We start from the raw sequence: 23820 nt of genomic DNA on the forward strand, positions 1-23820 counted from the left end.
GCCACCCATGTCCGTCCCTACCTCATCCCCCTGCCCCACGGTGCGCCTGCGCAACCGGCGCAGCGTGCCGGCACTCGGGCTCGGCTCATGGAATCTGGGCCAGGGCCGACACGCGCCGCAGCAGGAAATCGATGCGCTGCAGACAGGCCAGCAATTGGGCATGCGCTTGATCGACACCGCAGAGATGTATGGCAATGGCCGGTCCGAGCAACTGATCGGCCAGGCCTTGGATAGCGTGCAGCGGCCTTATCTGGTGTCGAAGGTCCTGCCGAGCAATGCCAGCGCGCGCGGCATCGCGCGTGCCTGCGAGGCCAGCCTGCAGCGGCTCGGCGTGCGCACACTGGATCTGTATCTGTTGCACTGGCGCGGCGGCAGCGATCTGCGCGAAGTGGTCGACGCCTTCGAGGCCTTGCGCGATGCCGGCAAGATCCGCGACTGGGGCGTGTCGAACTTCGATGTCGACGATCTGCAGGACCTATGGCGCATCGAGGGTGGGCAACACTGCCTGGTCAATCAGGTGCTGTATCACGCCGGTAGCCGTGGCATCGAGTTCGATCTGCTGCCGTGGTGTGCACAGCACCAGGTGACGGTGATGGCATATTCGCCATTGGGCAGCCGCGCACTGCTGGATCACCCGATGCTGCAGGCGATCGGCGAGCGACGCGGCGTGGCCGCAACCGCCGTGGCGCTGGCATGGGCGATCCGCAGCGGCCAGGTCATCGCCATTCCCGAATCGGGGACGCCTGCACATGTGCGCGCGAACGCAGCGGCGTGCACGCTGCAACTGGACGCGCAGGACCTTGCCGAACTGGACCGTGCGTTTCCGCCACCCACACGCAAGCAGCCGCTGGATCTGCTGTAGTCGGCTTGCAACGGTCGCGCTCGCTGCATGTGATTGCAGGCCCTTGTGACGGCGCATTGTGTGACAGACGCATCGGGCAGCCGCGATCCCGCGCGGGCTTTTGTCTGCATGTGAGTATTCGTTCGCATGCGGACACGTGCACTTAACAGCGCCGCTTCCACGCTCAGCGGATAAGCCAGCATTTCAAGCCCGCCAGAGTGGAATCCCATGCCCAAGTCCCCCAGCAAACCCGCGCAACTTCCGTCCACCGCTGCTGCCAGCGCAACTCCCGAAACGTTGCGCGGCACGGGCGACGAATTGCATCAGAAGGCCGGCGGCACGCATCCGCCGCTGACCACCAATCAGGGCATTCCGGTCGGCGACAACCAGAATTCGCTGCGCGCCACGCCGCGCGGGCCGACCTTGCTGGAAGACTTCATCCTGCGCGAGAAGATCACCCACTTCGATCACGAGCGCATCCCAGAGCGCATCGTGCATGCGCGCGGTAGCGCGGCGCATGGCTATTTCGAGCTGACCACGTCGTTGAGCCAGTACACCACTGCCAAGATCTTTACCGAAGTCGGCGAAAAGACCCCGTTGTTCACGCGTTTTTCGACGGTTGCCGGGGGCGCCGGCTCGGTGGACACGCCGCGCGACGTGCGCGGATTTGCGGTGAAGTTCTACACCAAGGAAGGCAACTGGGATCTGGTGGGCAACAACATCCCGGTGTTCTTCATCCAGGATGCGATGAAGTTTCCCGATCTGATCCACGCGGTGAAGATGGAGCCGGACCGCGGGTTTCCGCAGGCCGCCAGTGCGCACGACACCTTCTGGGATTTCATCTCGCTGAGCCCCGAATCGATGCACATGATCATGTGGGCGATGAGCGACCGCACGATTCCGCGCTCGCTGCGCATGATCGAAGGCTTCGGCATCCACAGCTTCCGTTTCCTCAATGAAAATGGCGACAGCACCTTCGTCAAGTTCCATTGGCGCCCCAAGCTCGGCCTGCAGTCCACCATCTGGGACGAGGCAGTGAAGATCGCCGGCGCCGACCAGGACTTCCATCGTCGCGATCTGTTCGAATCGATCCAGAGCGGCGATTTCCCGGAGTGGGAGCTGGGCGTGCAGCTGTTCACCGAGGCGCAGGCCGATGCATTCCCGTTCGATCACCTGGATTCGACCAAGGTCATTCCTGAAGAACTGGTGCCGCTGCAGATCGTCGGCCGCATGGTGCTGGACCGCTGGCCGGACAACTTCTTCGCAGAGACCGAGCAGGTGGCGTATTGCCCGGCCAACATCGTGCCGGGTATCGACTTCAGCAACGATCCGCTGCTGCAGGGCCGCCTGTTCTCGTATCTGGATACGCAGCTGAGCCGTCTGGGTGGGCCGAACTTCCATCAGATCCCGGTCAATGCGCCCAAGTGCCCGTTCGCCAACAACCAGCGCGACGGCCATATGCAGATGGGCGTGCCCAAGGGCCGCGTCGCGTACGAGCCCAGCTCGTTGCAGGCCGATGCGCCGCGTGAGGCGCTGCGTGGATTCCCCAGCCATGCAACACCGGCCGAAGACGGTGCCAAGGGCCGTGTGCGCGCAGAAAGTTTTGCCGATCACTACAGCCAGGCACGCATGTTCTTCCGCAGCCAGACCGCACCGGAACAGGCGCATATGGCATCAGCCCTGGTGTTCGAGTTGTCCAAGGTGGAGACCGCGCACGTGCGCGAAGCCATCGTCGGCCACCTGCGTCACATCGACCCGACGCTGGCGCAGCGTGTGGCCGATGGCATGGGCATGACCGCGTTGCCGCCGGCACCACCGGCTGCGGTCGCACCGACCGACATGCCGCTGTCGCCGGCCTTGCAGCTGATCGGCAAGATGAAGGACACCTTGCAGGGCCGCACGGTCGGCATCCTGATTCACGATGGCTCCGATGCAGAGACGATCAAGGCCGTGCGCAAGGCCGCCGAAGCCGCCGGTGCCACGGTCAAGATCGTTGCGCCGAAACTGGGCGGCGCCAAGCTCAGCGATGGCAAGCAACTCGCTGCCGACGGTCAATTGGCCGGCACGCCCTCGGTGGTATTCGATGCGGTGGCGGTAGTGTTGTCGTCGGAAGCTGCCAAGGCGCTGACACGCGAATCGGCAGCGCTGGATTTCGTCAGCAACGCCTGGGCGCATCTGAAGGCGATCGCCTTCGACGACGGCGCGCAGCTGCTGCTGAAGGCCGGCAATGTCGGCAAGGACGCGGGCGTGATCGCCGCGGCAGATACCAAGGCATTAATCACTGCCGCCAAGACCCGCCAGTGGGCACGCGAACCCAAGGTGCGCATGCTGGCGTAACCGCGTTGATCTAACCGACGCCGCCTTGGGCGCGAGCGACTCCTACGTCGTTTCGCGCCCAAGACGTTTCTGCGCGCGGCTAGGTCGGCAGTAGAGCGGTCGGTTGCGATTTGGCTGCAAGGCCCCTGCCCGCCCACCATCGCGGGACACGCTACAAGTACGTCCATGTAAGCTCTTACGCGGCATCCTGCCGCGTAAGGCCCCGCGACGGTGGGCGGGCAAGGACCCGTCGGGATGGTCGGTGTGCGCAGTTACAAGCAGGGTATGGCTTGCACTGTTCGAATCACGTCGCGTCCGATCAGTTCCCCGCGCAAGCCGAGCAACAGGCAGGCTTTCGACACGCAACCTGGAAATGTCTCGTCTGCGGCTGCAAGCTGAGCGAAGCGCGTTCAATAAAGCAGCCGACTGACTGACTGGTGCGGTGTCCTCGCCGGTTGCGGCGTGTCCCGCAAGTGGTGAGGGCACCGCACACTCGACGAACCAGGCTTTTGACTGCATTTACCAGACGAGACTGCAACCCGGAACCTGGAAGGATTCACGCAGTTCCCCGCAAGCATTACAGAGGAGCCATGCTCGACCAACTCAGTAACTGAGCAGTCGTCTTGTCGGATGCACTAGGCCGGTTCGGCAGGAAACTGCGCAGCGTTCGCCAGCGCGCGGTACTCGCGTGGCGTCATGCCCACCGCCAGCTTGAATTGCCGCGCAAAGGCGCTTTGATCGCTGAAGCCGCAGGCATGCCCGATTTCGGTCAGGCTCTTGTTTCCGTGCAGCAGGTGCATCGCCATCTGCAGGCGTAGCTTGGCCAGCACCTGTTGCGGGGTGAGTTGGAACACCTTGCGGAACGAGCGCTGCAGCTTGGACATCGAAAACCCGGTGATCTCCACCAGTGCCTGCATGCGCACGTTCTGCGCGTAGTTGGTGTTGAGGTACGCCAGCGCAAGCCGCAGTTTTTCGTACTGCGATTCGTGCCCGTCCTGCGGCCCCAGATCGCGCGAGATACCGATGATGCCCTGCACCTTGCCGTCGACCAGCAGCGGACGTTTGCAGGTCAGGCACCAGCCCGGTTCGCGATTGGCGAACAGATGCAGTTCCAGCAGGTTGTCGATCACTTCCCCGGCCAGCACCTGCTCGTCCTGATTGGCGTAGTTGGCGCCCAAACCGCTCGGGTAGACCTCGGCAACGCGCTTGCCGATCAGGTCCTTGCGCGATTTCAGGCCCAGGCGCCGCAGCATGGTCTGGTTGACGTGGGTATAGCGGCCCTCGCGATCCTTGACGAAGAACAGCACGTCCGGCACGGCGTCGAACAGCGCTTCCAGATCGGCAGGATCGATGCTCTTCATGCAGGAGGTCATGCAGGACTGGACTCGGGATCGGGAAAGACGCAGCTGGCTGTGATACGCCCGCCGATGCAGGCCGCAACGCATGCAGCGCCATGATACGCCGCGCGCGTCAGACGCCGGCGCACCGCCCTCAGCGCGGGTTGTCGACCACGTTGGAGGCGGCCGGCCCAGCCTTGCTGTCCACCGCCGCTGCAGTGGGGTTGCCGATGCGATCCAACGGCACCTGCTGCGCGCGCCAGCCACTGACCACTGCCGCACCGGACTGCGAGCCGACCTGCACCTGCAGGCGCGCACTGCCGCCGGGCGCGATGAACGCGATGGCGCAATCGCCGGCGGCCATGCAGCTGTCGGCGGCGAGCGGATCCACTGGCTGCCAGCCCTGCTCCATCACCGCCTGCGCGAACGCGCGGTAACCCATGCCGGACTTCAGCGTGGCCGGCAGCGGCACACTTGGATCGCTGGCCACCGAGTCGGTGCCGACGGCGGCAATCGCAGACACGGGCGCGCGCGCAGGCACGGCCGTGGGCCGCGATGCGGCATTCAGGGCAGGACTACAGACGAGGGCGAGCGCCCACAATGAGGGGCGGAACAAGGTGCGCATGCAACGGTCCTTGCGATCCTGGCAGGGAACTGAGGAAGTTAAAGAATCGCTATTTTGACATGGCTTGCGTGCGCTGCGGCACTGCTGCCTCATGCTGACATTCAGCCAGATGCAGTGATCCAGGCCACCTCGTCCTGCCACAAGCGGACTCATCTGTTGGAGGGCGCCACCGACCGGTGCGACATGCATCGAAGGCTGAGCCGCAACGCTGCATCAGCCCACCAGTCGGCACGCCGCCCAGGCGACGTGCCGATCGCAACCCTCACTGGCCGATATGCTGCTTCAGCCAGCTGTTGACGGTGTCGTGCCACAGCACGCTGTTGTCCGGCTTGAGTACCCAGTGGTTCTCGTCCGGAAAGTACAGGAACTTGGAGTCGATGCCCTTGCGCTGCAGCGCGGTGAACGCGGCAAGGCCCTGCTCGACCGGGATGCGGAAATCCTGCTGGCCGTGGATGACCAGCATCGGCACCTTCCACTTGTCCACGTGCAGCACCGGGTTGAACTTCTCGTAACCGGCCGGGTTCTGCCACGGCGTGCCGCCGTTTTCCCACTCGCTGAACCACAGTTCCTCGGTGGCGTAGCCCATGGTGCGGTTGTCGAACACGCCGTCGTGGTCGACCAGGCACTTCCAGGGGTGGTTCCCATCTTTGTCAAGCCACGTCCCCGCCATCCAATAGACCATGTAGCCGCCGTAGCTGGCGCCCAGCGCGCAGGCTTTGTCGCCGTTGAGGAAGCCGTACTGCTTCTGCGCCGCGGTCCAGCCCTTCTGCAGATCTTCCAGCGGGCGGTCGCCCCAATGCTGGCTGATCGCATCGGTGAATTCCTGGCCGTAGCCGGTGGAACCGTGGAAGTCGATCATCACCACCGCGTAGCCCTGGCCGGCGTAAGTCTGCGGATTCCAGCGGTTGCTCCAGCCGTTGCCGAAGCTGCCCTGCGGCCCGCCGTGGATCAGGAATGCCACCGGGTAGGTCTTGCCTTGCTGGTAGTTGTACGGCTTGACCACGTAGCCGTGCACGGTGTCGTTGTTCCAGCCCTTGAACTGGAACTGCTCGTAGTCGCCGAACTGCACATCCGGCAGCAGCTCGCCGGCGCTCTGGGTGATCGCACGCAGGCCCTGGCCCTGCACATCGCTGACAAATACCTGGTCGCCGCTCTTGAGCGAGTTGCGGGTAAACGCCAGCGTGTTGCCGGCCAGGGTCGGCGCATGCACGCTGCCCTCGCCCACCAGCCTGGTCGCCTCGCCGCTGGCGATGTCGATCTTGAACAACGGATGCTCGCCGAGGTCGTCGGCGCTGGTGTAGAGGCTGGCGCCATCGGCGCTCAAGACGATCTCGCCGGCCGAGCGGTCCCACTTGGGCGCAATCTCGCGGGTCTTGCCGCTGGCCAGCTCCATCGCCATCAGGCCGAAGCGGTCGGCTTCGAAACCGGGGCGCTTCATCGCGCGGTAGTACAGCGTCCTGCCGTCGCTGCTGAACACCGGGCCGGCATCCCAGGCCGGGTTGGCCGCGGTCAGATTGACCGGCGCGGCCTTGCCGGCCGCATCCAGGCGGTAGAGGTCGAAGTTGGTCTGCCACGGCTCGTCGTTGCCGGTGGGCTTGGCGCCGGAGGTTGCCTTCCTGCCGGCCTCGGGTCCGTGCGGCTGCGGCACGCGCACGCTGGCAACCACACTGCCGCCGTCGGGCGACCAGGCGTAATCGTCGTTGCCGCCGAACGGCTTGGACGGTGCATCGCCGGCCAGCGTGGCGCTGATCGCCGAGGCACCGATCACGGCCTTGGCACCGGCGCCAGGCAGCTCTGCAACGAACAGCGTGTTGCGGCGGCCGTCGTTCCAGGTATCCCAATGCCGCACGAACAACTGGTCGTAGACCACGCCGCTGGCCTTGGCATTCTTGACGCTGGCGAGCCTGCTCTTGGTGCAGCCCAGGTCCGAGCCGCAGTCCTGGAACACGCCGGCACTGAAGGCGATGCGCTTGCCATCGGGCGAGAGCTTGTAGCTGTCCACATCCACCGCAAACGCGGTCAACTGCTGCGGCGTGCCGCCGGCCAGCGGCTGCGCGTACAGCTGCTGCGTACCGGATTTACTGCTGAGGAAGTACACGGTCTTGCCGTCCGGCGACAGCGCCGGGCTGTTGACGTTCCAGCCTTCCGGGGTCAGCCGCCTGGGCGGCGCTGCATCGCGGGTACGCAGGTTGCGCATCCACAGGCCGGTGGCCGGCTTGCCGTTGCTGCTCTTGGCCTGCCGCTTGGCGAACACCAGCACGCTGCCGTCGGGGCTGAGTGTGGGGGAGGACACCCGGTCCAGCGCCACCATGTCGCGCACATCGAATCCGCGCGCGGCGGCAAGACTTGGCAAGGCGGTCAACAGACACAGGGGCAGCACGGCGTAACGAAGCTTCATCGAGGGTTCCCGCAACGGCAAAACGTCGATGGTAGGCGTTGCCGTGGCAAGCGCGCAAAGGCGTGCGGATGGGTCTGCCTTGGTGGGCGCGTGTGCATGCCGGGGACGCTGGAAAAATGCGCAGCTGGCGATGCGTGCGCAGTGGGCGGTGCAGCATTGACGCGAATCTTGCGGCCACCTCGGCAGGCCATCGGCCAGGGCGCGCGTTGCAACCACGCAGCGGAGCATGCGCTTGCTCGTCAATCGCACCGCGCATGCAGCTCGCAGCTGGCGTGGGGCCGGTCAACCGGCACCACGCCACGTCCTGCCGCACCGCTGCTGGTAAGGCAGCCTATCCCGCAGTGCCAGACCCGCTGCGATCACTCAGAAGCGGTGCGACATTCCCACATACACCTGCGCGTCAGGCGTACGGTCGTTGAGGCCGAAGTTGGCGCCCACATCCAGCTGCAGCAGCGGATTGAGCTGATATGCAGCGGCGATGTCGGCCGAATACTGCTCGATGGTCTGCGCCGGGTCGCGGTTGATCGAAGACCACACTTCCACCGCCATCGACAGCTTTGAGGTGAGCGGACGCGCCAGGTTGATCGCGTTGACGATGGCGACATGGTTGCCGCTGCCGTCGCTGTCGGCCAACCAATCCACCTCCGGCCCGAAGGTCAGCGAGAAACTGTTGGGCAGCACAAAATTGATCGGCAAGGCGACGCCGCCTTCCCACTCGTCGTTGCCCAGGCCGGTGCGCGCGGTCGGTGCCTTGACGAACGGCAGCAACGCCACGCTGGCGGTATCGCTTTCGTAGAAACGCGCCTTCATGCGCAGGAAGATATCGCCGCCGCCGCTCAGGCTGCTGCGCGCTCCGGTGGCGCGGTCGGTGGTCTTGACCTGCAGCTGCGGCGCCCAGTTGAGCTGCAGATCGATGCGGTCGCTGACGCCGTACTTGAGCGTGGGGTTGGTGAAATACGAGGTCTCGACGCGGGTGGCGGGCTGGCTGTCGCGAGTGTAGCTGCCGATGTCGGTTTCCAGCTGCCAGGCGCCGGTTGGCACGGTACAGGTGGAATTGGCCTTGGTCGGGCGATCGGTACACAGCACCGCTTCGGTGGCATCTTGTGCCTGTGCCTGCAGCGCGAGGCTGCACAGCACACCGGCCAGGGCGATGCTCAACAAGGGGACGCGTTGTGCGCGGGGAGAGAGCTCGGAGATAGCAGTCAGCATTGCGTTGGTTTCCATGGCAAGACGCTGGACAGGTCGCGTGAACGGTCAGCGTTGGGGAGGGGGAATGCGCGTGGATGTAGAACGACTGCATTGGCCGCCTGACAGGCGGCGTGTTGCCAATCGATCTTATAGGCGTCGGCAGATCCGAAGACGCCGCCGGTGACAAAAGCGACCTCAACAGCGTGTGAATGTTGCACAGCGTGATGCGGGTCACTTTTTCAGACGCGTCGTTGCTGGGGCTATGCAGTGCGAGAACGTGCGTCGTGGCGCGTCATCGGGATCGATCGAGGCATGCGGTCGCCGTGGTGCACCCATCGGTGCGGGAGACGGCACGATACGGAGCAGCGGCATAAAGTCGCTATGCACACGGTCTGTGCAGGGCGTAAAGCCGGCGCAAAGGCGATGCAACCAGCGCAGCGGCACTCCGGTCGCAGCGCCCCAACGAAAAACGGACACGCATCCAGCGATGCGTGTCCGTCGAGAGGCAGCGCGCAGGCGCATGCCTTATTGAAGCGTCACCCTCAGGCGGTCTGTTCGCCGCGCTTGCCGACGCGGTACAGCAGCCAGCCGACCAGGGCGAGGATTGCCAGGCCGAACCATTGGTTGAGCTGCAGGCTGGCCGGCAATGCCAGCACATCGGCGCGGCTGGACAGCACGATCGGCACCGCGATGGCGATCCCCATCAACGCCTCGCCGGTGATCAGGCCGGCGGCGAACAGCACGCCCGGGCGATGCACGCGGTCGCGGCCGTCTTCGTCGTCGGCGCGGATCTTGTGGAAGCGCTCCACCAGGTGCGCGATCAGGCCGCCGATGAAGATCGGCACCATCAGCTCCAGCGGCAGATAGATACCGATCGCCGCCGCCAGCACCGGCACGCGGAAGCGCTTGCCGGTCTTCTTCAGCCATTCGTCCAGCGCGATGATCGCCGCGCCCACGCCGGCGCCGATGGCGATCATCGACCACGGCAGCTGCCCGCCGAACAGGCCCTTGGCGACCGAGGCCATCAGCGTGGCCTGCGGCGCAGCGAGCGAGTTGGGATGCTGCGGCGTGGCCGGGCCGATGCCGTAGGCCTGCGCGAGCAGGTTCAGCACCGGCGCCATGATCAGCGCGCAGGAAAACGCGCCGATGCCCAGCATCAGCTGTTGCTTCCACGGCGTGGCGCCGACCAGGTAGCCGGCCTTGAGATCCTGCAGGTTGTCGCCGCCCACCGCTGCCGCGCAGCACACCACCGCGCCGATCATGATCGCCGCCACCGCGCCCAAGGGCGCAGCGCCGATGCCGACCGGCACCAGACCATCCTTGCCCAGCAGCAGCACCAGCACCGCCGAGGCGAACAGGATGGTGGAGATGGTGATACCCGAGACCGGGTTGTTGGACGAACCGATCAAGCCGGCCAGATAGCCGGACACCGACACGAACAGGAAGCCGGCCACGATCATGATGATGGTCATCGGGATCGACACGTGCCACTGCTGCACGATCGCCTGATACAGGCCCAGCAGCGGCAAGGTGCACAGCACCAGCGCCACCAGCATCCACTTCATCGGCAGGTCGCGTTCGGTCTCGGCGACCACGCCGCCACCGCTCTTGCGCGCAGCGGCAAAGCCGCTCTTGACGCCGGACAACAGCGACTTGCGCAGCGAGAACAGCGTCCACACACCGCCGATCAGCATCGCGCCGACACCGAGGTAACGGATCTTCGCGCCCCAGATCCCGAACGCCGCATCGGCCGCCGGCGCACCGACCAGGCTCTGCGCCAATGCCGGGTCGCTGCCCATGAAGAACTGCTGGTACAGCGGAATGGCGAGGTGCCAGGACAGGATCGAACCGGACAGCACCACGATGCCGACATTCAGGCCGACGATGTAGCCCACGCCGAGCAGCGCCGGCGACAGGTTGGTGCCCAGATAGCCGACCAGGCGGCTGCTGCCCAGATACGTGGCCTGCGCCCAGGTATCCGGGATCACCCGCAGGCCGCTGGCCGCGGCCAGCTTGACCAGCGCGCCGATCGCACCGGACATCGCCAGGATCTTCAGGCCGGGGCCGGGATTCTCGCCAGCCTTGAGCACCTCGGCTGCGGCCTTGCCTTCGGGGAATGGCAGCGGATCTTCGACGATCATCGAGCGCCGCAATGGCACCGAGAACAGCACCCCGAGCAATCCGCCCATGCCGGCGATACCGAGCACCCACCAGTACTTGAAGTCCGGCCAGTAGCCCATGATCACCAGCGCGGGGATGGTGAAGATCACCCCGGCCGCGATCGACGAACCCGCCGAGGCACCGGTCTGGACGATGTTGTTTTCCAGAATGGTGCCGCCGCCGAGCAGGCGCAGCACGCCCATCGAGACGACCGCGGCCGGAATGGCGGTGGCGATGGTCAGGCCGGCAAACAGGCCCAGATAGGCATTGGCGGCCGAAAGCACCACCGCCAGCACGATGGCCAGCACGACGGCGCGGAAGGTGAGCTGGCGCGGCTGCGCGTCATGGCTCATGGGTAGTTCCCCTGTGGCAAAAAATCCGGACAACGCTAGCGCCTGTGCGGGTTTCCGTCCAGCTGCGCCGCGGCGTGACAGTGTGCCTGCTGTGGCGGCTGGAATGCCTGGGGATGTGTCGACGAGGACGACAGGTGTACGCCAGCGTGTGCCAGCGCCTGCATGATGACGGTTTGTCAGCGGCTGCGCCGACGCTGGCGGCGTCGGCGCGGCTGTTCGGTCAATGCAGCAGTTCGGCAAACGCGCGGTCGGCCTCGATCACGTCCGGCAGTGCGGCAAACAAGGTCTCCAGATCCACCGTGTCCATCAACGGACCGCGCACAGCGTCCAACGCCGCCGGTGTGGCGCCACCATGTGCACGCAGCGCGTCGGACACCTGCACCGCCTGGGCGACCAGCAGCGGCATCCGCGCACCTTCCGGCGCAGCGGCCGGGCGGACCTGATAGGCGATCGCTTCCTGGATCACCACCGGCAGCTGCCAGCGACGCACCAGCTCGGCGCCGACTTCCGGATAGCCGAAGCCCAACTGCAGGGTTTCTTCGGCGGCATGGCCGGCCGATGAGGTGTCGTGATTGATGCGGCTGGCATAGTCCGGCGCACCGGACTGGATCAGCAGTTCGCCGATGTTGTGCATCATGCCGCAGGTAAATGCGGTTTCCGGATCCAGGCCGTGCTGGCGCGCCAGCACGCGGCAGATGCCGGCCACCTCGAAACTGTGCCGCCAGAACGCCTTCAGATCGAAGCCGGGGCCGGCGCGGAACGCACCGGTCATCGCCGAGGCCAGCACCAGGGTGCGCAGCGTGTTGAAGCCCAGCCGCATGGCCGCGTCTTCCACGCTGGTGGAGTCGCGCAGCCCGCGGAAGCGCGCCGAATTCGCAAGCCGCAGCACCTTGGCGGCGATCACCGGATCGCGCTCGATGGTGTGCGCCAGTACATCGATATTGGTTGCCGGATCGTCGAACCGGGCAATCAGGTCCTGCACCACCTCGGGCACGGTGGGCAAGGTGTGCAACTGGTCGAACAGCGCCTCCAACTTCATGATCGCCTCGTGCGTGAAAGGTAAGCCAGCGCGGCCGCGCCGGCCTGCATGGTGTAGCACAGGACCGGTTGGATGACGATGACCCGTCACGGCGCCTATTCACCCGGGCTTTCGCGTCGATCTGTGCCACGTGGCGTGCCGATGCTCCTGCACCGGGCTCGATCGCGATGCTCGAGACGTGGCGACACGATTGCAGTCCACGGGCATCGACATCGGATCCCCGTGGCCTAATCGGCAGCGGGCCGGAACACAAGCAGAAAGGCTCACACCAGTCCGTGGCGTGGGCATGCGTGTCGGCGTGCCGCAGCAGGCGCGCGTCCCGCACTGATTCAATGAAAATCGCGCGAGGGCAGCTGCATGTCGCCGAGCAGGTCGCTGAGGTCGTGCAGATCGCCGGCGATGAGATGCTCCACGCCGTCCACGCGCTCCCAGCGACCGCGTACGGCCAGCAGGCGCGCTTCCAGCAGTGCGCGGCGGCGGCGCAGCGCCAGGTGCGACCAGACGATGACGTTGATCATGCCGTGTTCGTCTTCCAGGGTGACGAAGATGGTGCCCTTGGCGGTGGCCGGGCGCTGACGCTGGGTGACCAGGCCGGCGACATGCACGCCGCTACCATGACGGCGGCCCTGCAATTCGCGCAGGCCGAGGATACGCCGCTGCCGCATCTGCGGGCGCAGCAATGCCATCGGATGCTGGCGCAGACTCAGGCCGACCGAGCGATAGTCGGCCAGGATCTCCTCGCCTGCGCGCGGCGCTGCAAACTCCACCTCACGTTCCTGCGGGCTGCCCGGCAGCAGCGGCCGACGCGCTTCCACGCCGGCCATCGCCCAGCGCGCGGCGTTGCGGTTGCCCACCATGCCCTGCAAGGCGCCGGCTTCGGCCAATGCCAGGCGCGCCTTTTCGTCAAGTGCGGCGCGCAGGCACAGATCGCCGATATCGGCGAAGGCCCGCTGCGCGCGTGCGGCGGCAATGCGATTGGCCACCACTTCCGATAACCCGGCGACCTGGCGCATGCCCAGCCGGATCGCCGGTTGTTCGCCGGGGTCTTCGTCGCTGCGCCACGGCCGGCCACCGACCAGCGTGTTGTCCCAGACGCTGTGCAGCACATCCACCGGCAACACCTCCACGCGCGCGCGCTCGGGACTGCCGCGGCGTGCGTCCTGCACGATCTGGCTGGCCGAGTAGAAGCCCATCGGCTGCGCATTGAGCAGCCCGCAGGCGAAGGCCGCCGGCTCGTGGCGCTTGAGCCAGCAGCTGGCGTAGACGAGCTTGGCGAACGAGGCGGCATGGCTCTGCGGGAAGCCGTAGGAGCCGAAGCCCTTGATCTGTTCGAAGATCTGGTCGATGAAGGTGGAGGCGTAGCCTTTGCCCTGCATGCGCTCGCGCACCCGCGCGCGGTGCTGCTCCATGTCGCCGCCGCGCCGCCAGGCGGCCATCGAGCGGCGCAGATTGTCCGCTTCGCTCTCGGTGTACTCGGCGGCGTGCATCAGCAGCTCCATCACCTGTTCCTGGAACAGCGGCACACCGAGCGTCGGCTTGAGGATGTCCTCCACCTCCGGCGAGGGATAGTTCACGGCCTCGCGCCCCTGCCGCCGGCGCAGATACGGATGCACCATATCGCCCTGGATCGGGCCCGGGCGCACGATCGCCACTTCGATCACCAGGTCGTAGAACACCGCAGGCTTGAGCCGCGGCAACATCGCCATCTGCGCGCGCGATTCGATCTGGAATACGCCCACGGTATCGGCGCGCTGGATCATCTTGTAGGTATGCACATCCTCGCCCGGCAGCGTGGCGATGCTGTAATCGCGCCCGCGGTGGTCGCGCACCAGCTCCAGCGTCTTGCGGATGCAGGTCAGCATGCCCAGCGCCAGGCAATCGACCTTGAGCAGCTTCATCGTTTCCAGATCGTCCTTGTCCCACTGGATGATGGTGCGATCGGCCATGGCCGCGTTTTCCACCGGCACCAGCAGCGACAAGGGTGCGTCGGAGATCACGAAACCGCCGACATGCTGCGACAGGTGGCGCGGGTGATCGCGCAGTTGTTCGGTCACCGCAAGAATCTTGTCGATCAGCGGGTTGGCCAGATCGAACCCGGCCTCTTCGATGCGCTGTTCCATCGGCGTTTCGCCATTGCCCCAGCCGTAGCAATTGGCCAGCAACGCAATCTGGTCCGGCGGCAGGCCGAACGCCTTGGCCACATCGCGCACGGCGCTCTTTCCGCGGTAACAGATCACCGTCGCCGCCAATGCCGCGCGTTCGCGGCCGTACTTGCTGTAGACGTACTGCAGTACCTCCTCGCGGCGTTCGTGTTCGAAATCGACGTCGATGTCCGGTGGCTCGTCGCGTTGTTCGGACAGGAAGCGCGCCATCAACAGACGCGTTTCATCCGGGTTGACCGCGGTGATGCCCAGTGCATAACACACCGCCGAATTGGCCGATGAGCCACGGCCCTGGCAGAGAATTTCCTTCGACTTTGCGAACCGCACCACGTCCTGCACGGTGAGAAAGAAGGCCTCGTAGTTCTTATGCGCGATCAGCGCCAGTTCCTTCTCGATGTCGGCGCGTACCTTTGCCGGCGTTCCATTCGGCCATCGCTCACGCATCCCTTCTTCAGTGAGCTGTCGCAGATAACTCGCCGGCGTATGCCCTTCCGGCACCAGTTCGCGCGGATAGGTGTATTCAAGCCTGGACATATCGAAGCTGCAGCGCTGCGCCAGGTCCACGGCGGCCTGCAACAGCGCATCCGGGTAGATATTGCCCAAGGCACGCCGCGTACGCAGATGGCGCTCGCCGTTGCGGAACAGGTGCGCGCCGCACTCGGCCAACGGCAAGCTGTGGCGGATGGCGGTCAGGGTGTCCTGCACGATGCGCTCGCGCCGCTGCGCCATATGCACATCGCCGCTGGCCAGCGCGGTCATGCCCAGTTGCTGCGCAAGCAGCTGCAGGGCAAGCAACCGCGCCGCATCGTCCTGCTCGCGATGCAGTTCCACCGCCAGAAATGCACGCTCGCCGAAGACCTGTTGCAACCAGGCGCCCTGCTCGGCCTGCGGCTGCGCACCGGGCAACCACACTGCGAACACGCCGGGCTCCACAGCGCGAAACTGCGCCTCCACCTCGGCACGCCCCAGACGATACGCGCCCTTGCTTGCCGCACGCCGCGCGGTGGTGATCAGCGCGCACAACTGCGGATAGCCGTGCGCGTTTTCCACCAGCAGCACGAAGCGGGTGCCATCGACCAGGGTGAATTCGCTGCCGACGATCAGGCGCACGCCGGTGGCGCGCGCCGCTTCCAGGCCACGCACGATGCCGGCCAGCGAGCACTCGTCGGTGATCGCCAGGGCGCTGTAGCCGCAGTGTTGCGCGCGCATGAACAATTGTTCGGCACTGGAGGCGCCGCGCAGGAACGAGAAGTCCGACAGACAGTGCAGCTCGGCATAGGCAGGCAGCCCATCGGCAACCATGGCATGGGCGATGTCGTCGTTTGCCGCGCGCAACCGCGCGGCGACCGTCCAGGCGCGCGGCATGCGCCCACCGGGCGTATCGCGGTCCACGCCGTCGACAGCGTCATCCCAACTCATGCGCGCACCGTCAACATCGCGTTGCCACCACATCTGCGCTGCAGATCGACGCGTTGCAGTCGCTTCTTCGCTGCGTGGCATCGGGGGCATGCGGCACCGCTGCGATGACCGGCCCGGCAGGCCATGCTCCGATGCCGCAAAGGCATGCGACCGATCATGCAAACCACCCGTGCAGCATCCAGCCATCGACACGGCCTGCCGCGGCAAACACCCAGGCCTGCCGTCCGCGTGCGGTTTCCACCACGTAGTAATCGCGGCGTGCCTCGTCGTCGTCCCACCAGCCGCTTTCCAGCCGCTCCGGGCCGGAGACGATGCGCAGCTGCGTCTCGTGCAGGGGCACCGGTTGCGGCAACAGCCAGGTCGGGCGTGGCGGACGCGGCGGCGCGTCGGTTTCGCGCACCGCATCGCCAATGGCGCGCCGCCAGGCGCGTTCCGGGCGCGGGTCGTCAGCCGGCAGTACGCGATACACCGCCTCATCGCCGAGCCGCGCACGCAGGCGCTCGCGCAGCTGCGGCCACTCCACCGATTGCTGCGCACGTTGATCGAACAGATCGCGCATGGCCGGCACGAACGGCGGCAGCTGCCGCGCCAGCAGGCGCATCGCCACCACAGGCCGCGGGATCTCCACCCGCTCCAGCCGGTTGCGCGCAAGCTCGAACAGCAGTGTCGGGGTACGTTCCGGGGTCAGCAGGCCGATCTCGACATCGGTGGCGCCTTCTTCGTGTTCCAGCCGCAGCAGGAACCGTTGCACGCCGCCGTCGCGGATGGACAGGTAGGTGCACAGATCGCCGATCAGGCGCCGCAGCGGGAACAGCAGCGCCGGATGCATTTCCACCTCGTAGCCGAGCTCCACACGCTGATCGAAGTGGTCCGGTGGCGCGTAACACTCCAGGGGGTCGTCGACCTGGCCGTAGAGGCGGTCCAGATGCTCGAGCAGGCCCGCACCGAACCGCCGGCGCAGCCCATCGCGCGGCAACGCGCGCACCGCCGCCAGCGTGCGCACGCCCATGTGCTGCAGGCGCTCGCCGGCATCGCCCGGCAACGCGGCGCGGCGTACCGGCACCTGGTCCAGCGTGGTGTGCAAGGCGGGCAACTGCGTCACCACCATGCCGTCGCGCAAACCGGCCAGCACGCGCGCGGCGCGCGGCGTCGGTGCCAGTGCGAGCCGGTGCTGGAAGCCCAAGGCCTGCAGTTCATCGCGCAGGCGACGCTCGAAACGCGGCCACGGACCGAACAATCGAAAACTGGCGCCGGCCTCCAGCACGATGGCGCGCGACCATTGCTGGCTCACCAGCGAACTGTGCCGGTACGCCCATGCCGCAAGAAACCGCTGCGTGCGCGCCTCGGCCTGCGCCTCGTAGTCGATGGTGCGCACGTCGGCCATCAGTGCATGCGCCGCCGACAGCCGCATGCCGGCTTTCAGACCGGCGGCGGACGCCGCTGCATTGACCGAATGCAGGCTGCGCAACTGCGCCGGCCCTTCCACCAGCACCAGCGGTGCGTCCGGCTCTTCCAGACGCCGAAGGACGGCGTCCAGCGCCAGCTGCGGCAGCAAGATGCAGGCCCACAACATGCGCGCGCCTCAATGCGCCAGCCGCAACGGCTGCGATGGGACCTGCCCGCCGCGGCATTTGCGCACCTGCCAGGCATCGCGCTCCGGCAAAAATTCCAGGCGTAACGCAGCCGGCGATGCATTGACCGCATGCTTGCGATCGCGCAATGCGAACGCGCAGCAGTTGCCGCTGTCGGCGGCGACTTGCAGCCGCCGCAATGCGCGCGCATCGCCGGTCTGCGGCCAGCCCAATACCGCCGCGCAGGCGCCGCTGCGCAGGCATTGTTCGAACGCCCACAAGGCATCGCGCGGCTCGGCCTGCACCACTTCCAGATGTTCCAGCACCACCCCGCCCGCCTGCCAGGCCGGCGCGTAGGGAACGAACGGCGGCGCCACCAGCACCACCCGGCTGCTGGTGCCGGTCATGCGCGCCAGCGTGGGCAACAGCAATGCGATCTCACCCACGCCGTGCGCGGGCAACAGCAACTCGGTCAGTGCCCGCCGCGGCCAGCCGCCATCGGGCAGCAGCGCATCCAGTGCCGCATGCCCGGTGGATTCGCCGCCATGGGCGATGGCGGTGCCATGACCGGCGCGCCACACCGTGCGTGCGGCCAGCAGGGCGTCCAGCGGCAGTACGACTGCCGCGTTGCCGTCCTGCCTGATACGCGCGGGCTCCTGGCTCATCTCAACCCTGCCGGATCAGACCGCAGTACAGCCCTTCGATCGCGAAGTCGGCATCGGCCGCCACCACGATCGGCGCATGCGCGCGATTGCGCGGCAGCAGGCGGATGTGCGCGGCGCCGCGCTCCAGTCGCTTGATGGTGATCTCGCCGTCCACCCGCGCCACCACGATCTGCCCATCGCGCGCATCGCTGCTGCGATGCACGCCGACCAGATCGCCGTCCAGAATGCCGTCGTCGATCATCGAATCGCCTTGCACCTGCAGCAGATAGTCCGGGCGCAACGAGAACAGCGTGCGGTCCAGCCACAGCTGCCGGTCCAGCCCGATATCCGCCCCGATCGGCACACCGGCCGCGACCCGCCCCAGCACCGGCAAGGCCAGCAACGCGTCGCGCGCGGCCCCGCCCGGCATGCGGATGCCACGCTTCTGATTGGGCAGCAGCTCGATCAACCCGGCCTCGGCCAGCGCCTGCACGTGCTTCTGCGCGGCAGTGCGCGAGGCGAACCCGAACGCCTGCGCAATCTCGGCCAGGCTGGGCGACACCCCTGCGTGGGCTTGCTCCTGCAGGAAAGCCAGCACGGCCTGACGTCTGGGAGAGAGAGGTTCCATGGGAGTGCAACGGCCGGCGGGGACAGGGTGTACATTTGTACACCTCTCGGTCGCAGCAGGCGAGATTGGTCCATGCAGGTTGCTGAGCCGCTTCAGCCAGGACCGGCTTGTAGTCGGCCGGATACGAAGTTATAACTTACGTAATAACAAAGGCGTCGGCCATGAAGCTCAAGATCACCTCCATCGGCAATTCCGCTGGCGTCATCCTGCCCAAGGAACTGCTCGCCCGCCTGCGCCTGGGCAAGGGCGACGAACTCTATGCGCTGGAAACCCCCGACGGCATCAAGCTGACCGCGTTCGACCCGACCCTGGCCGCACAGATGGAGGTGGCCGAGCAGGTGATGCGCGAGGACCGTCAGGTGCTGAACAAGCTGGCCAAATGAATACGCGCATGCTCGTGTGGATCACGCGCGCGCTTGCCTTGTCCATCCATGAGCGTCAGTTGAGCGAACACGGCGGCGCAGGCGGCGTGCGCGATGAAATACTGTTGGAGTCGGCACTGGCACGTCCGCAACAGCTGTTCGCTTACGGCAACCCTCCACCGGATCTGGTGGAGTTGACCGCGAGCCTGGCGTACGGGCTAGCGCGCAACCACCCGTTCGTGGATGGCAACAAGCGCACGGCCCATGTCTGCTATCGCGTCTTTCTGGTGCTCAATGGCGCCGAGCTCATTGCCTCACAGGAAGAGAAGTACGTCGCCATGATGGGATTGGCCGATGGCGCATGGAGCGAGGCCGAGTTTGCCCACTGGCTGCGTCCACGTGTGCGCTTGCGTGCGGACACGCATGTGCATGAGCCGCGGGGGCATTACGGTTAATGCATCAGTCGCCCCGCTGGCGGCGGGTCGTGGTGCGTCCGCAATTGCGCAGGATGTCTCCGTTTTTGTCCGCGCAACGGTGCGGCTGCACGGATCTTTTCAACACACCGCCAGATTCGATGCTGCGTGGCTTGCGCAGCAGCGCCACCGCGCGTTGCGCCCGGCCACGCTCACGCCTCACCACGCGTGAAAGAGGCATCACTCACCTACACCGCACCTTGACCACGCAGGTATCAAGGTGAGCGTCCTCCTCTCAGCCATCGCCACGGGGTTCGCATGAATGCCACACCCGCCACTGCCACTCATCTGGCGCCGGCCACCGTTACTGCTGCGCCCACCTACCCGGTCAACCTGCGCATCAATGGTCAGCCTTATCACTTGCAGCTCGAGGCCTGGGTCAGTCTGCTCGATCTATTGCGCGACCGGCTCGATCTCACCGGTACCAAGAAAGGCTGCGACCACGGCCAGTGCGGCGCCTGCACGGTGCTGGTCGATGGACGTCGTATCAACAGCTGCCTGACGCTTGCCGTCATGCAGGACGGCGCCGAGATCACCACCGTCGAAGGCCTGGCCGAGGGCGACCAGCTGCATCCCCTGCAACGCGCCTTCATCGACAACGATGCCTTCCAGTGCGGCTATTGCACGCCCGGGCAGTTGTGTTCGGCAGTAGGCCTGATCAAGGAAGGCAAGGCGCACGATCGCGACCAGGTGCGCGAACTGATGAGCGGCAATCTGTGCCGCTGCGGCGCCTATCCGCAGATCGCCGATGCGGTGATGCAGGTCATGGGCAAACCTGACGACAGCAGCGAGAGCGCCGCCACGCCGTGGACGCCAGGGACGGTGCCGGCATGATTCCGCTCACCTATACGCGCGCGGACTCTGTCGATGCGGCCCTCACTGCGTTGTCGGTCCGTGGCAGCGACCCGCACCCGGTGCCTGCCGAAGCCCCGGTGCGCCTGATCGCCGGCGGCACCAATCTCACCGACCTGATGAAGCTGCAGCTGATGCGGCCAGGCAGCCTGGTCGATATCAATCGCCTGCCGCTGGACAGCATCAGTACGCTCCCCGAAGGCGGCATGCGCCTAGGCGCACTCGCACGCAATGCCGACACCGCCTATCACCCGGACGTGGAAACGCGTTACCCCTTGCTGAGCGCGGCGATCCTGGCCGGCGCCTCGCCGCAGATCCGCAACATGGCCAGCAATGGCGGCAACCTGCTGCAGCGCACGCGCTGCCTGTATTTCTACGACCACGCCACCCCGTGCAACAAGCGCGCGCCCGGTACCGGCTGCTCGGCCATCGGCGGGCTCACCACCTACAACGCCATCCTCGGCGCCAGCGCGCAGTGCATTGCCACGCACCCGTCGGACATGTGCGTCGCGCTGGCTGCGCTGGACGCAGTGGTGCACGTGCAAGGCCCCAACGGGGAGCGCGACATCCCGTTCGCGCAGTTCCACCGCCTACCCGGCGAGCACCCTGAGCTGGACAGCACCCTGGCCCCGGACGAGTTGATCGTGCATATCGACCTGCCCGATGCACAGCGCTTCGTCGCGCACAGCGCCTACCTGAAGATCCGCGAGCGCCTGTCGTATGCATTCGCGCTGGTGTCGGTGGCGGCGGCGCTGGACCTGGCCGACGACGGCAGCATCCGCGAGGTGCGCGTCGCCCTGGGCGGCGTGGCGCACAAGCCCTGGCGCAATCCCGACGCCGAAGCGCAGCTGGTGGGCAAACCGGCCACGGCAGAGAGCTTCGACAGCCTGGCCGATGCCTTGCTGCAGGGTGCGCAACCGCAAGGCAACAACGCCTTCAAGCTGCCGCTGGCACGCCGCGCGATCGTGCGTGCCCTAAACGTCGCCCGCGAGGGCACCATCGACAACCGCGGGCGAACCAGCGCGCTGGAGCAAGCGCCATGAACGCACGCAGCACCGATGCACCCGACAACGACATGAGCCCGCCGGTTGCCGACAGCGGCACCGGCTATCGCCCTACCGGCACCGGCGTCACCCGCATCGACGGGCGCGCCAAGGTCACCGGCCAGGCGCGCTACGCCGCCGAATGGCCGGTCGCGGACCTGGCCTATGGCGTGGTGGTCAACAGCAGCATCGCCAAGGGCGAGATCGTCGCCTTTCATCTCGCCGCCGCACGCGCGGTGCCCGGCGTGCTGGAGATCGTCACCCATGAAAACCGCCCGCATATGCGCGGCATGGACCTGTTCTACAAGGACATGACCGCACCGGCCGGCTCGCCGTTCCGGCCCTTGTACGACAACAAGATCCTGTACAGCGGCCAGCCGATCGCCCTGGTGGTGGCGGAAACCTTCGAAGCGGCGCGCCACGCGGCCCATCTGGTGGAGGTGGAACTGCTGCAGGACCCGCACGACACCAACCTGATGACCAACCTGGACCGTGCGCACAAGCCCAAGGCCATGAAGGCCGGTTTCTCGCCACCGCCCAAGGACAAGGGCGAGCCGGACAGCGCCTTCGCGAACGCCGCCGTCCAGGTGCAGGCCGACTATTACAGTGGCGTGGAGCACCACAATCCGATGGAGTTGTTCGCCTCCACGGTGATCCGCGACGCCGATGGCCACTTCACCATCTACGACAAGACCCAGGGCTCGCAGAACAGCCGTTGGTACGTCTCGCATGTGTTCGGTCTGAGCAAGCGCAAGGTCACCGTGCGCAATCCCTACGTGGGAGGCGCTTTCGGCTCCGGGCTGCGCCCGCAGTATCAGTTGCCGCTGGCGGTGATGGCCTCGATCCTGCTGGACCGCTCGGTGCGCGTGGTGCTGACGCGGCAACAGATGTTCACCTTCGGCCATCGCCCGGAGACATTGCAGCGGCTCAAGCTGGGCGCCGACCGCGATGGCAGCCTGCGTGCGATCTGGCACGAGGCCATCGCCGAGACCTCGCGCATCGAGGATTACGTCGAGGTGGTGGTCAACTGGAGCGGGCAGCTGTATGCCTGCGACAACGTGCATCTGGGCTACAACTTGGTGAGCCTGGACCAGTTCAGCCCGATGGACATGCGCGCACCCGGCGCCGCACACGGCGTGCATGCGCTGGAAGTGGCGATGGACGAGCTGTCCTATGAGCTGGGCATGGATCCGCTGGCGCTGCGCCTGAAGAACTACGCCGAGGTCAACCCGGCCGACGACAAGCCCTACTCCACCAAGGCGCTGCGCGCGTGCTACCAGCAAGGCGCCGAGCGCTTCGGCTGGGCGCAGCGTCCGTTGCAGCCGCGCGCACGCAAGGAAGGCAACGAGTGGGTCGGCTGGGGCATGGCCACCGGACAATGGGATGCAATGCAGATGTTTGCGCGCGCGCATGCGGTGCTGCACGCCGATGGCCGGCTGGTGGTCAGCAGCGCGGCCAGCGATATCGGCACCGGCACCTATACGGTGATGGCGATGATCGCGGCCGAAGCACTGGGTCTGCCGCTGGAACAGGTCACCTTCCAGCTGGGCGATTCGACCCTGCCGGTCGCACCGATCGAAGGCGGCTCCTCGCACGTGGCCACGGTGGGCTCGGCGGTGGATGGTGTGTGCGGCAAATTGCGCGCGCGGCTGCTACGGCTTGCCCAGGCATTACCGAATTCGCGCTTTACCAAGGCCAAGCCGGACGAGGTGGTGTTCGCCGACGGCACGCTGGCATTACGCGCCGATGCCGGCACTACCATCGCCCTGACCGCACTGTTGCGTGCCGCTGATCTGGAACAGATCGAAGACAAGTTCCTGCTGCTGCCCAATGTGCTCAAGCAACGCAAGTACACCCGCGCCACCCATGGCGCGGTGTTCGTGGAAGTGCGGGTGGACGAAGAGCTCGGCACGGTGCGGGTCGCCCGCGTGGTCAGCGCGATTGCAGCCGGGCGCATCCTCAACCCGATCACCGCGCGCAGCCAGATCGTCGGCGGCGTGGTGTGGGGCATCGGCCAGGCGCTGCACGAACACACCCAGTCCGATCACCGCTTCGGCCGTTTCATGAATCACGATTTTGCGATGTACCACGTCTCGGCCAATGCCGACATCCACGACATCGATGTGATCTTCGCCGACGAGGACGACCGCATCGTCAGCAGCCTGGGTGCCAAGGGCGTGGGCGAGATCGGCCTGGTCGGCGTCTCGGCGGCGATCTGCAATGCGATCTTCCATGCCACCGGCAAGCGCATCCGCAGCACCCCGATGACGCCGGACAAGGTGATGGCGGACTGATGCCTGCACTGCAGGTGCCCGCGCGCGCCCTCAGGTAGAGCCATTTGCCTGAGGGCGGACGCGCCAGCAGCGTGTTATCGCTGCAGCGTCTGCGACAACCGCTGGCGCAACAATC

Annotated in this window: 17 protein-coding genes; 7 read left to right on the forward strand and 10 right to left on the reverse strand. The window is 66.3% G+C overall.

The genetic code is table 11. The features are described from left to right. The first annotated feature begins 7 nt into the window (after positions 1 to 7). Together XaplCFBP3123_RS03135 and XaplCFBP3123_RS03140 are read left to right on the forward strand one after the other, a co-directional pair. Entirely contained in the window at positions 8 to 862 is an 855-nt protein-coding gene (locus XaplCFBP3123_RS03135; protein ID WP_104532751.1) for an aldo/keto reductase, read from the forward strand. Positions 863 to 1069: 207 nt separating this feature from the next. Continuing rightward, positions 1070 to 3178, forward strand: a complete 2109-nt coding sequence (locus XaplCFBP3123_RS03140; protein WP_104532752.1) for a catalase — start codon at positions 1070 to 1072, stop codon at positions 3176 to 3178. Between the two features lie 614 nt (positions 3179 to 3792). Here the strand turns inward: XaplCFBP3123_RS03140 and XaplCFBP3123_RS03150 are convergent. From XaplCFBP3123_RS03150 to lexA, 10 genes are all read right to left on the reverse strand, one after another. After that, the gene (locus XaplCFBP3123_RS03150; RefSeq protein WP_104532754.1) at positions 3793 to 4518 is read right to left on the reverse strand and encodes an AraC family transcriptional regulator; all 726 of its coding nucleotides are present in this window, start codon (positions 4516 to 4518) and stop codon (positions 3793 to 3795) included. A 130-nt stretch (positions 4519 to 4648) separates the two neighbouring features. Beyond that, a complete protein-coding gene (locus XaplCFBP3123_RS03155; RefSeq protein WP_104532755.1) occupies positions 4649 to 5119 on the reverse strand; it encodes a hypothetical protein in 471 nt (156 codons plus the stop codon). 262 nt (positions 5120 to 5381) lie between these two features. Further along, positions 5382 to 7517, reverse strand: a complete 2136-nt coding sequence (locus XaplCFBP3123_RS03160; protein ID WP_104532756.1) for an alpha/beta hydrolase family protein — start codon at positions 7515 to 7517, stop codon at positions 5382 to 5384. A 363-nt stretch (positions 7518 to 7880) separates the two neighbouring features. Then, positions 7881 to 8726, reverse strand: coding sequence for a transporter (locus tag XaplCFBP3123_RS03165; RefSeq protein ID WP_104533259.1), 846 nt, complete (start codon positions 8724 to 8726; stop codon positions 7881 to 7883). 521 nt (positions 8727 to 9247) lie between these two features. Then, the gene (locus XaplCFBP3123_RS03170) at positions 9248 to 11218 is read right to left on the reverse strand and encodes an OPT family oligopeptide transporter (RefSeq protein ID WP_104532757.1); all 1971 of its coding nucleotides are present in this window, start codon (positions 11216 to 11218) and stop codon (positions 9248 to 9250) included. Positions 11219 to 11438: 220 nt separating this feature from the next. Beyond that, positions 11439 to 12257 carry an HDOD domain-containing protein gene (locus tag XaplCFBP3123_RS03175; RefSeq protein WP_104532758.1) on the reverse strand — a complete coding sequence of 273 codons (819 nt, stop codon included), beginning with the start codon at positions 12255 to 12257 and terminating at the stop codon, positions 11439 to 11441. Positions 12258 to 12586: 329 nt separating this feature from the next. Then, positions 12587 to 15838 carry an error-prone DNA polymerase gene (locus XaplCFBP3123_RS03180; RefSeq protein ID WP_172453061.1) on the reverse strand — a complete coding sequence of 1084 codons (3252 nt, stop codon included), beginning with the start codon at positions 15836 to 15838 and terminating at the stop codon, positions 12587 to 12589. Positions 15839 to 15992: 154 nt separating this feature from the next. After that, positions 15993 to 17411, reverse strand: coding sequence for a Y-family DNA polymerase (locus XaplCFBP3123_RS03185; protein WP_104532759.1), 1419 nt, complete (start codon positions 17409 to 17411; stop codon positions 15993 to 15995). Positions 17412 to 17420: 9 nt separating this feature from the next. Further along, entirely contained in the window at positions 17421 to 18074 is a 654-nt protein-coding gene (gene imuA, locus XaplCFBP3123_RS03190; protein WP_172453062.1) for a translesion DNA synthesis-associated protein ImuA, read from the reverse strand. Between the two features lies 1 nt (position 18075). Beyond that, positions 18076 to 18681 (reverse strand): transcriptional repressor LexA, encoded by a 606-nt coding sequence (gene lexA, locus XaplCFBP3123_RS03195; protein ID WP_104532760.1) that lies wholly within the window; start codon positions 18679 to 18681, stop codon positions 18076 to 18078. Between the two features lie 161 nt (positions 18682 to 18842). Here lexA and XaplCFBP3123_RS03200 point away from each other — a divergent pair, with 161 nt between their 5' ends. The 5 genes from XaplCFBP3123_RS03200 to XaplCFBP3123_RS03220 all read left to right on the forward strand — a co-directional run bounded on the left by XaplCFBP3123_RS03200 (position 18843) and on the right by XaplCFBP3123_RS03220 (position 23705). Continuing rightward, positions 18843 to 19064, forward strand: a complete 222-nt coding sequence (locus tag XaplCFBP3123_RS03200; RefSeq protein WP_104532761.1) for an AbrB/MazE/SpoVT family DNA-binding domain-containing protein — start codon at positions 18843 to 18845, stop codon at positions 19062 to 19064. Between the two features lie 8 nt (positions 19065 to 19072). Beyond that, entirely contained in the window at positions 19073 to 19498 is a 426-nt protein-coding gene (locus XaplCFBP3123_RS03205) for a type II toxin-antitoxin system death-on-curing family toxin (protein ID WP_104533262.1), read from the forward strand. Positions 19499 to 19774: 276 nt separating this feature from the next. Continuing rightward, on the forward strand, positions 19775 to 20350 hold the full coding sequence (locus XaplCFBP3123_RS03210) for a (2Fe-2S)-binding protein (RefSeq protein WP_104532762.1): 576 nt from the start codon (positions 19775 to 19777) through the stop codon (positions 20348 to 20350). After that, a complete protein-coding gene (locus XaplCFBP3123_RS03215; RefSeq protein WP_172453063.1) occupies positions 20323 to 21411 on the forward strand; it encodes an FAD binding domain-containing protein in 1089 nt (362 codons plus the stop codon). Before XaplCFBP3123_RS03210 ends, XaplCFBP3123_RS03215 begins: the two co-directional genes overlap by 28 nt. Then, entirely contained in the window at positions 21408 to 23705 is a 2298-nt protein-coding gene (locus tag XaplCFBP3123_RS03220; RefSeq protein ID WP_104532763.1) for a xanthine dehydrogenase family protein molybdopterin-binding subunit, read from the forward strand. The genes XaplCFBP3123_RS03215 and XaplCFBP3123_RS03220 overlap by 4 nt, the downstream gene beginning before the upstream one ends. The last annotated feature ends 115 nt before the right edge of the window (positions 23706 to 23820 follow it).

This window comes from Xanthomonas arboricola pv. populi, assembly GCF_002939945.1.
Classification (GTDB): Bacteria; Pseudomonadota; Gammaproteobacteria; order Xanthomonadales; family Xanthomonadaceae; genus Xanthomonas; species Xanthomonas arboricola_A.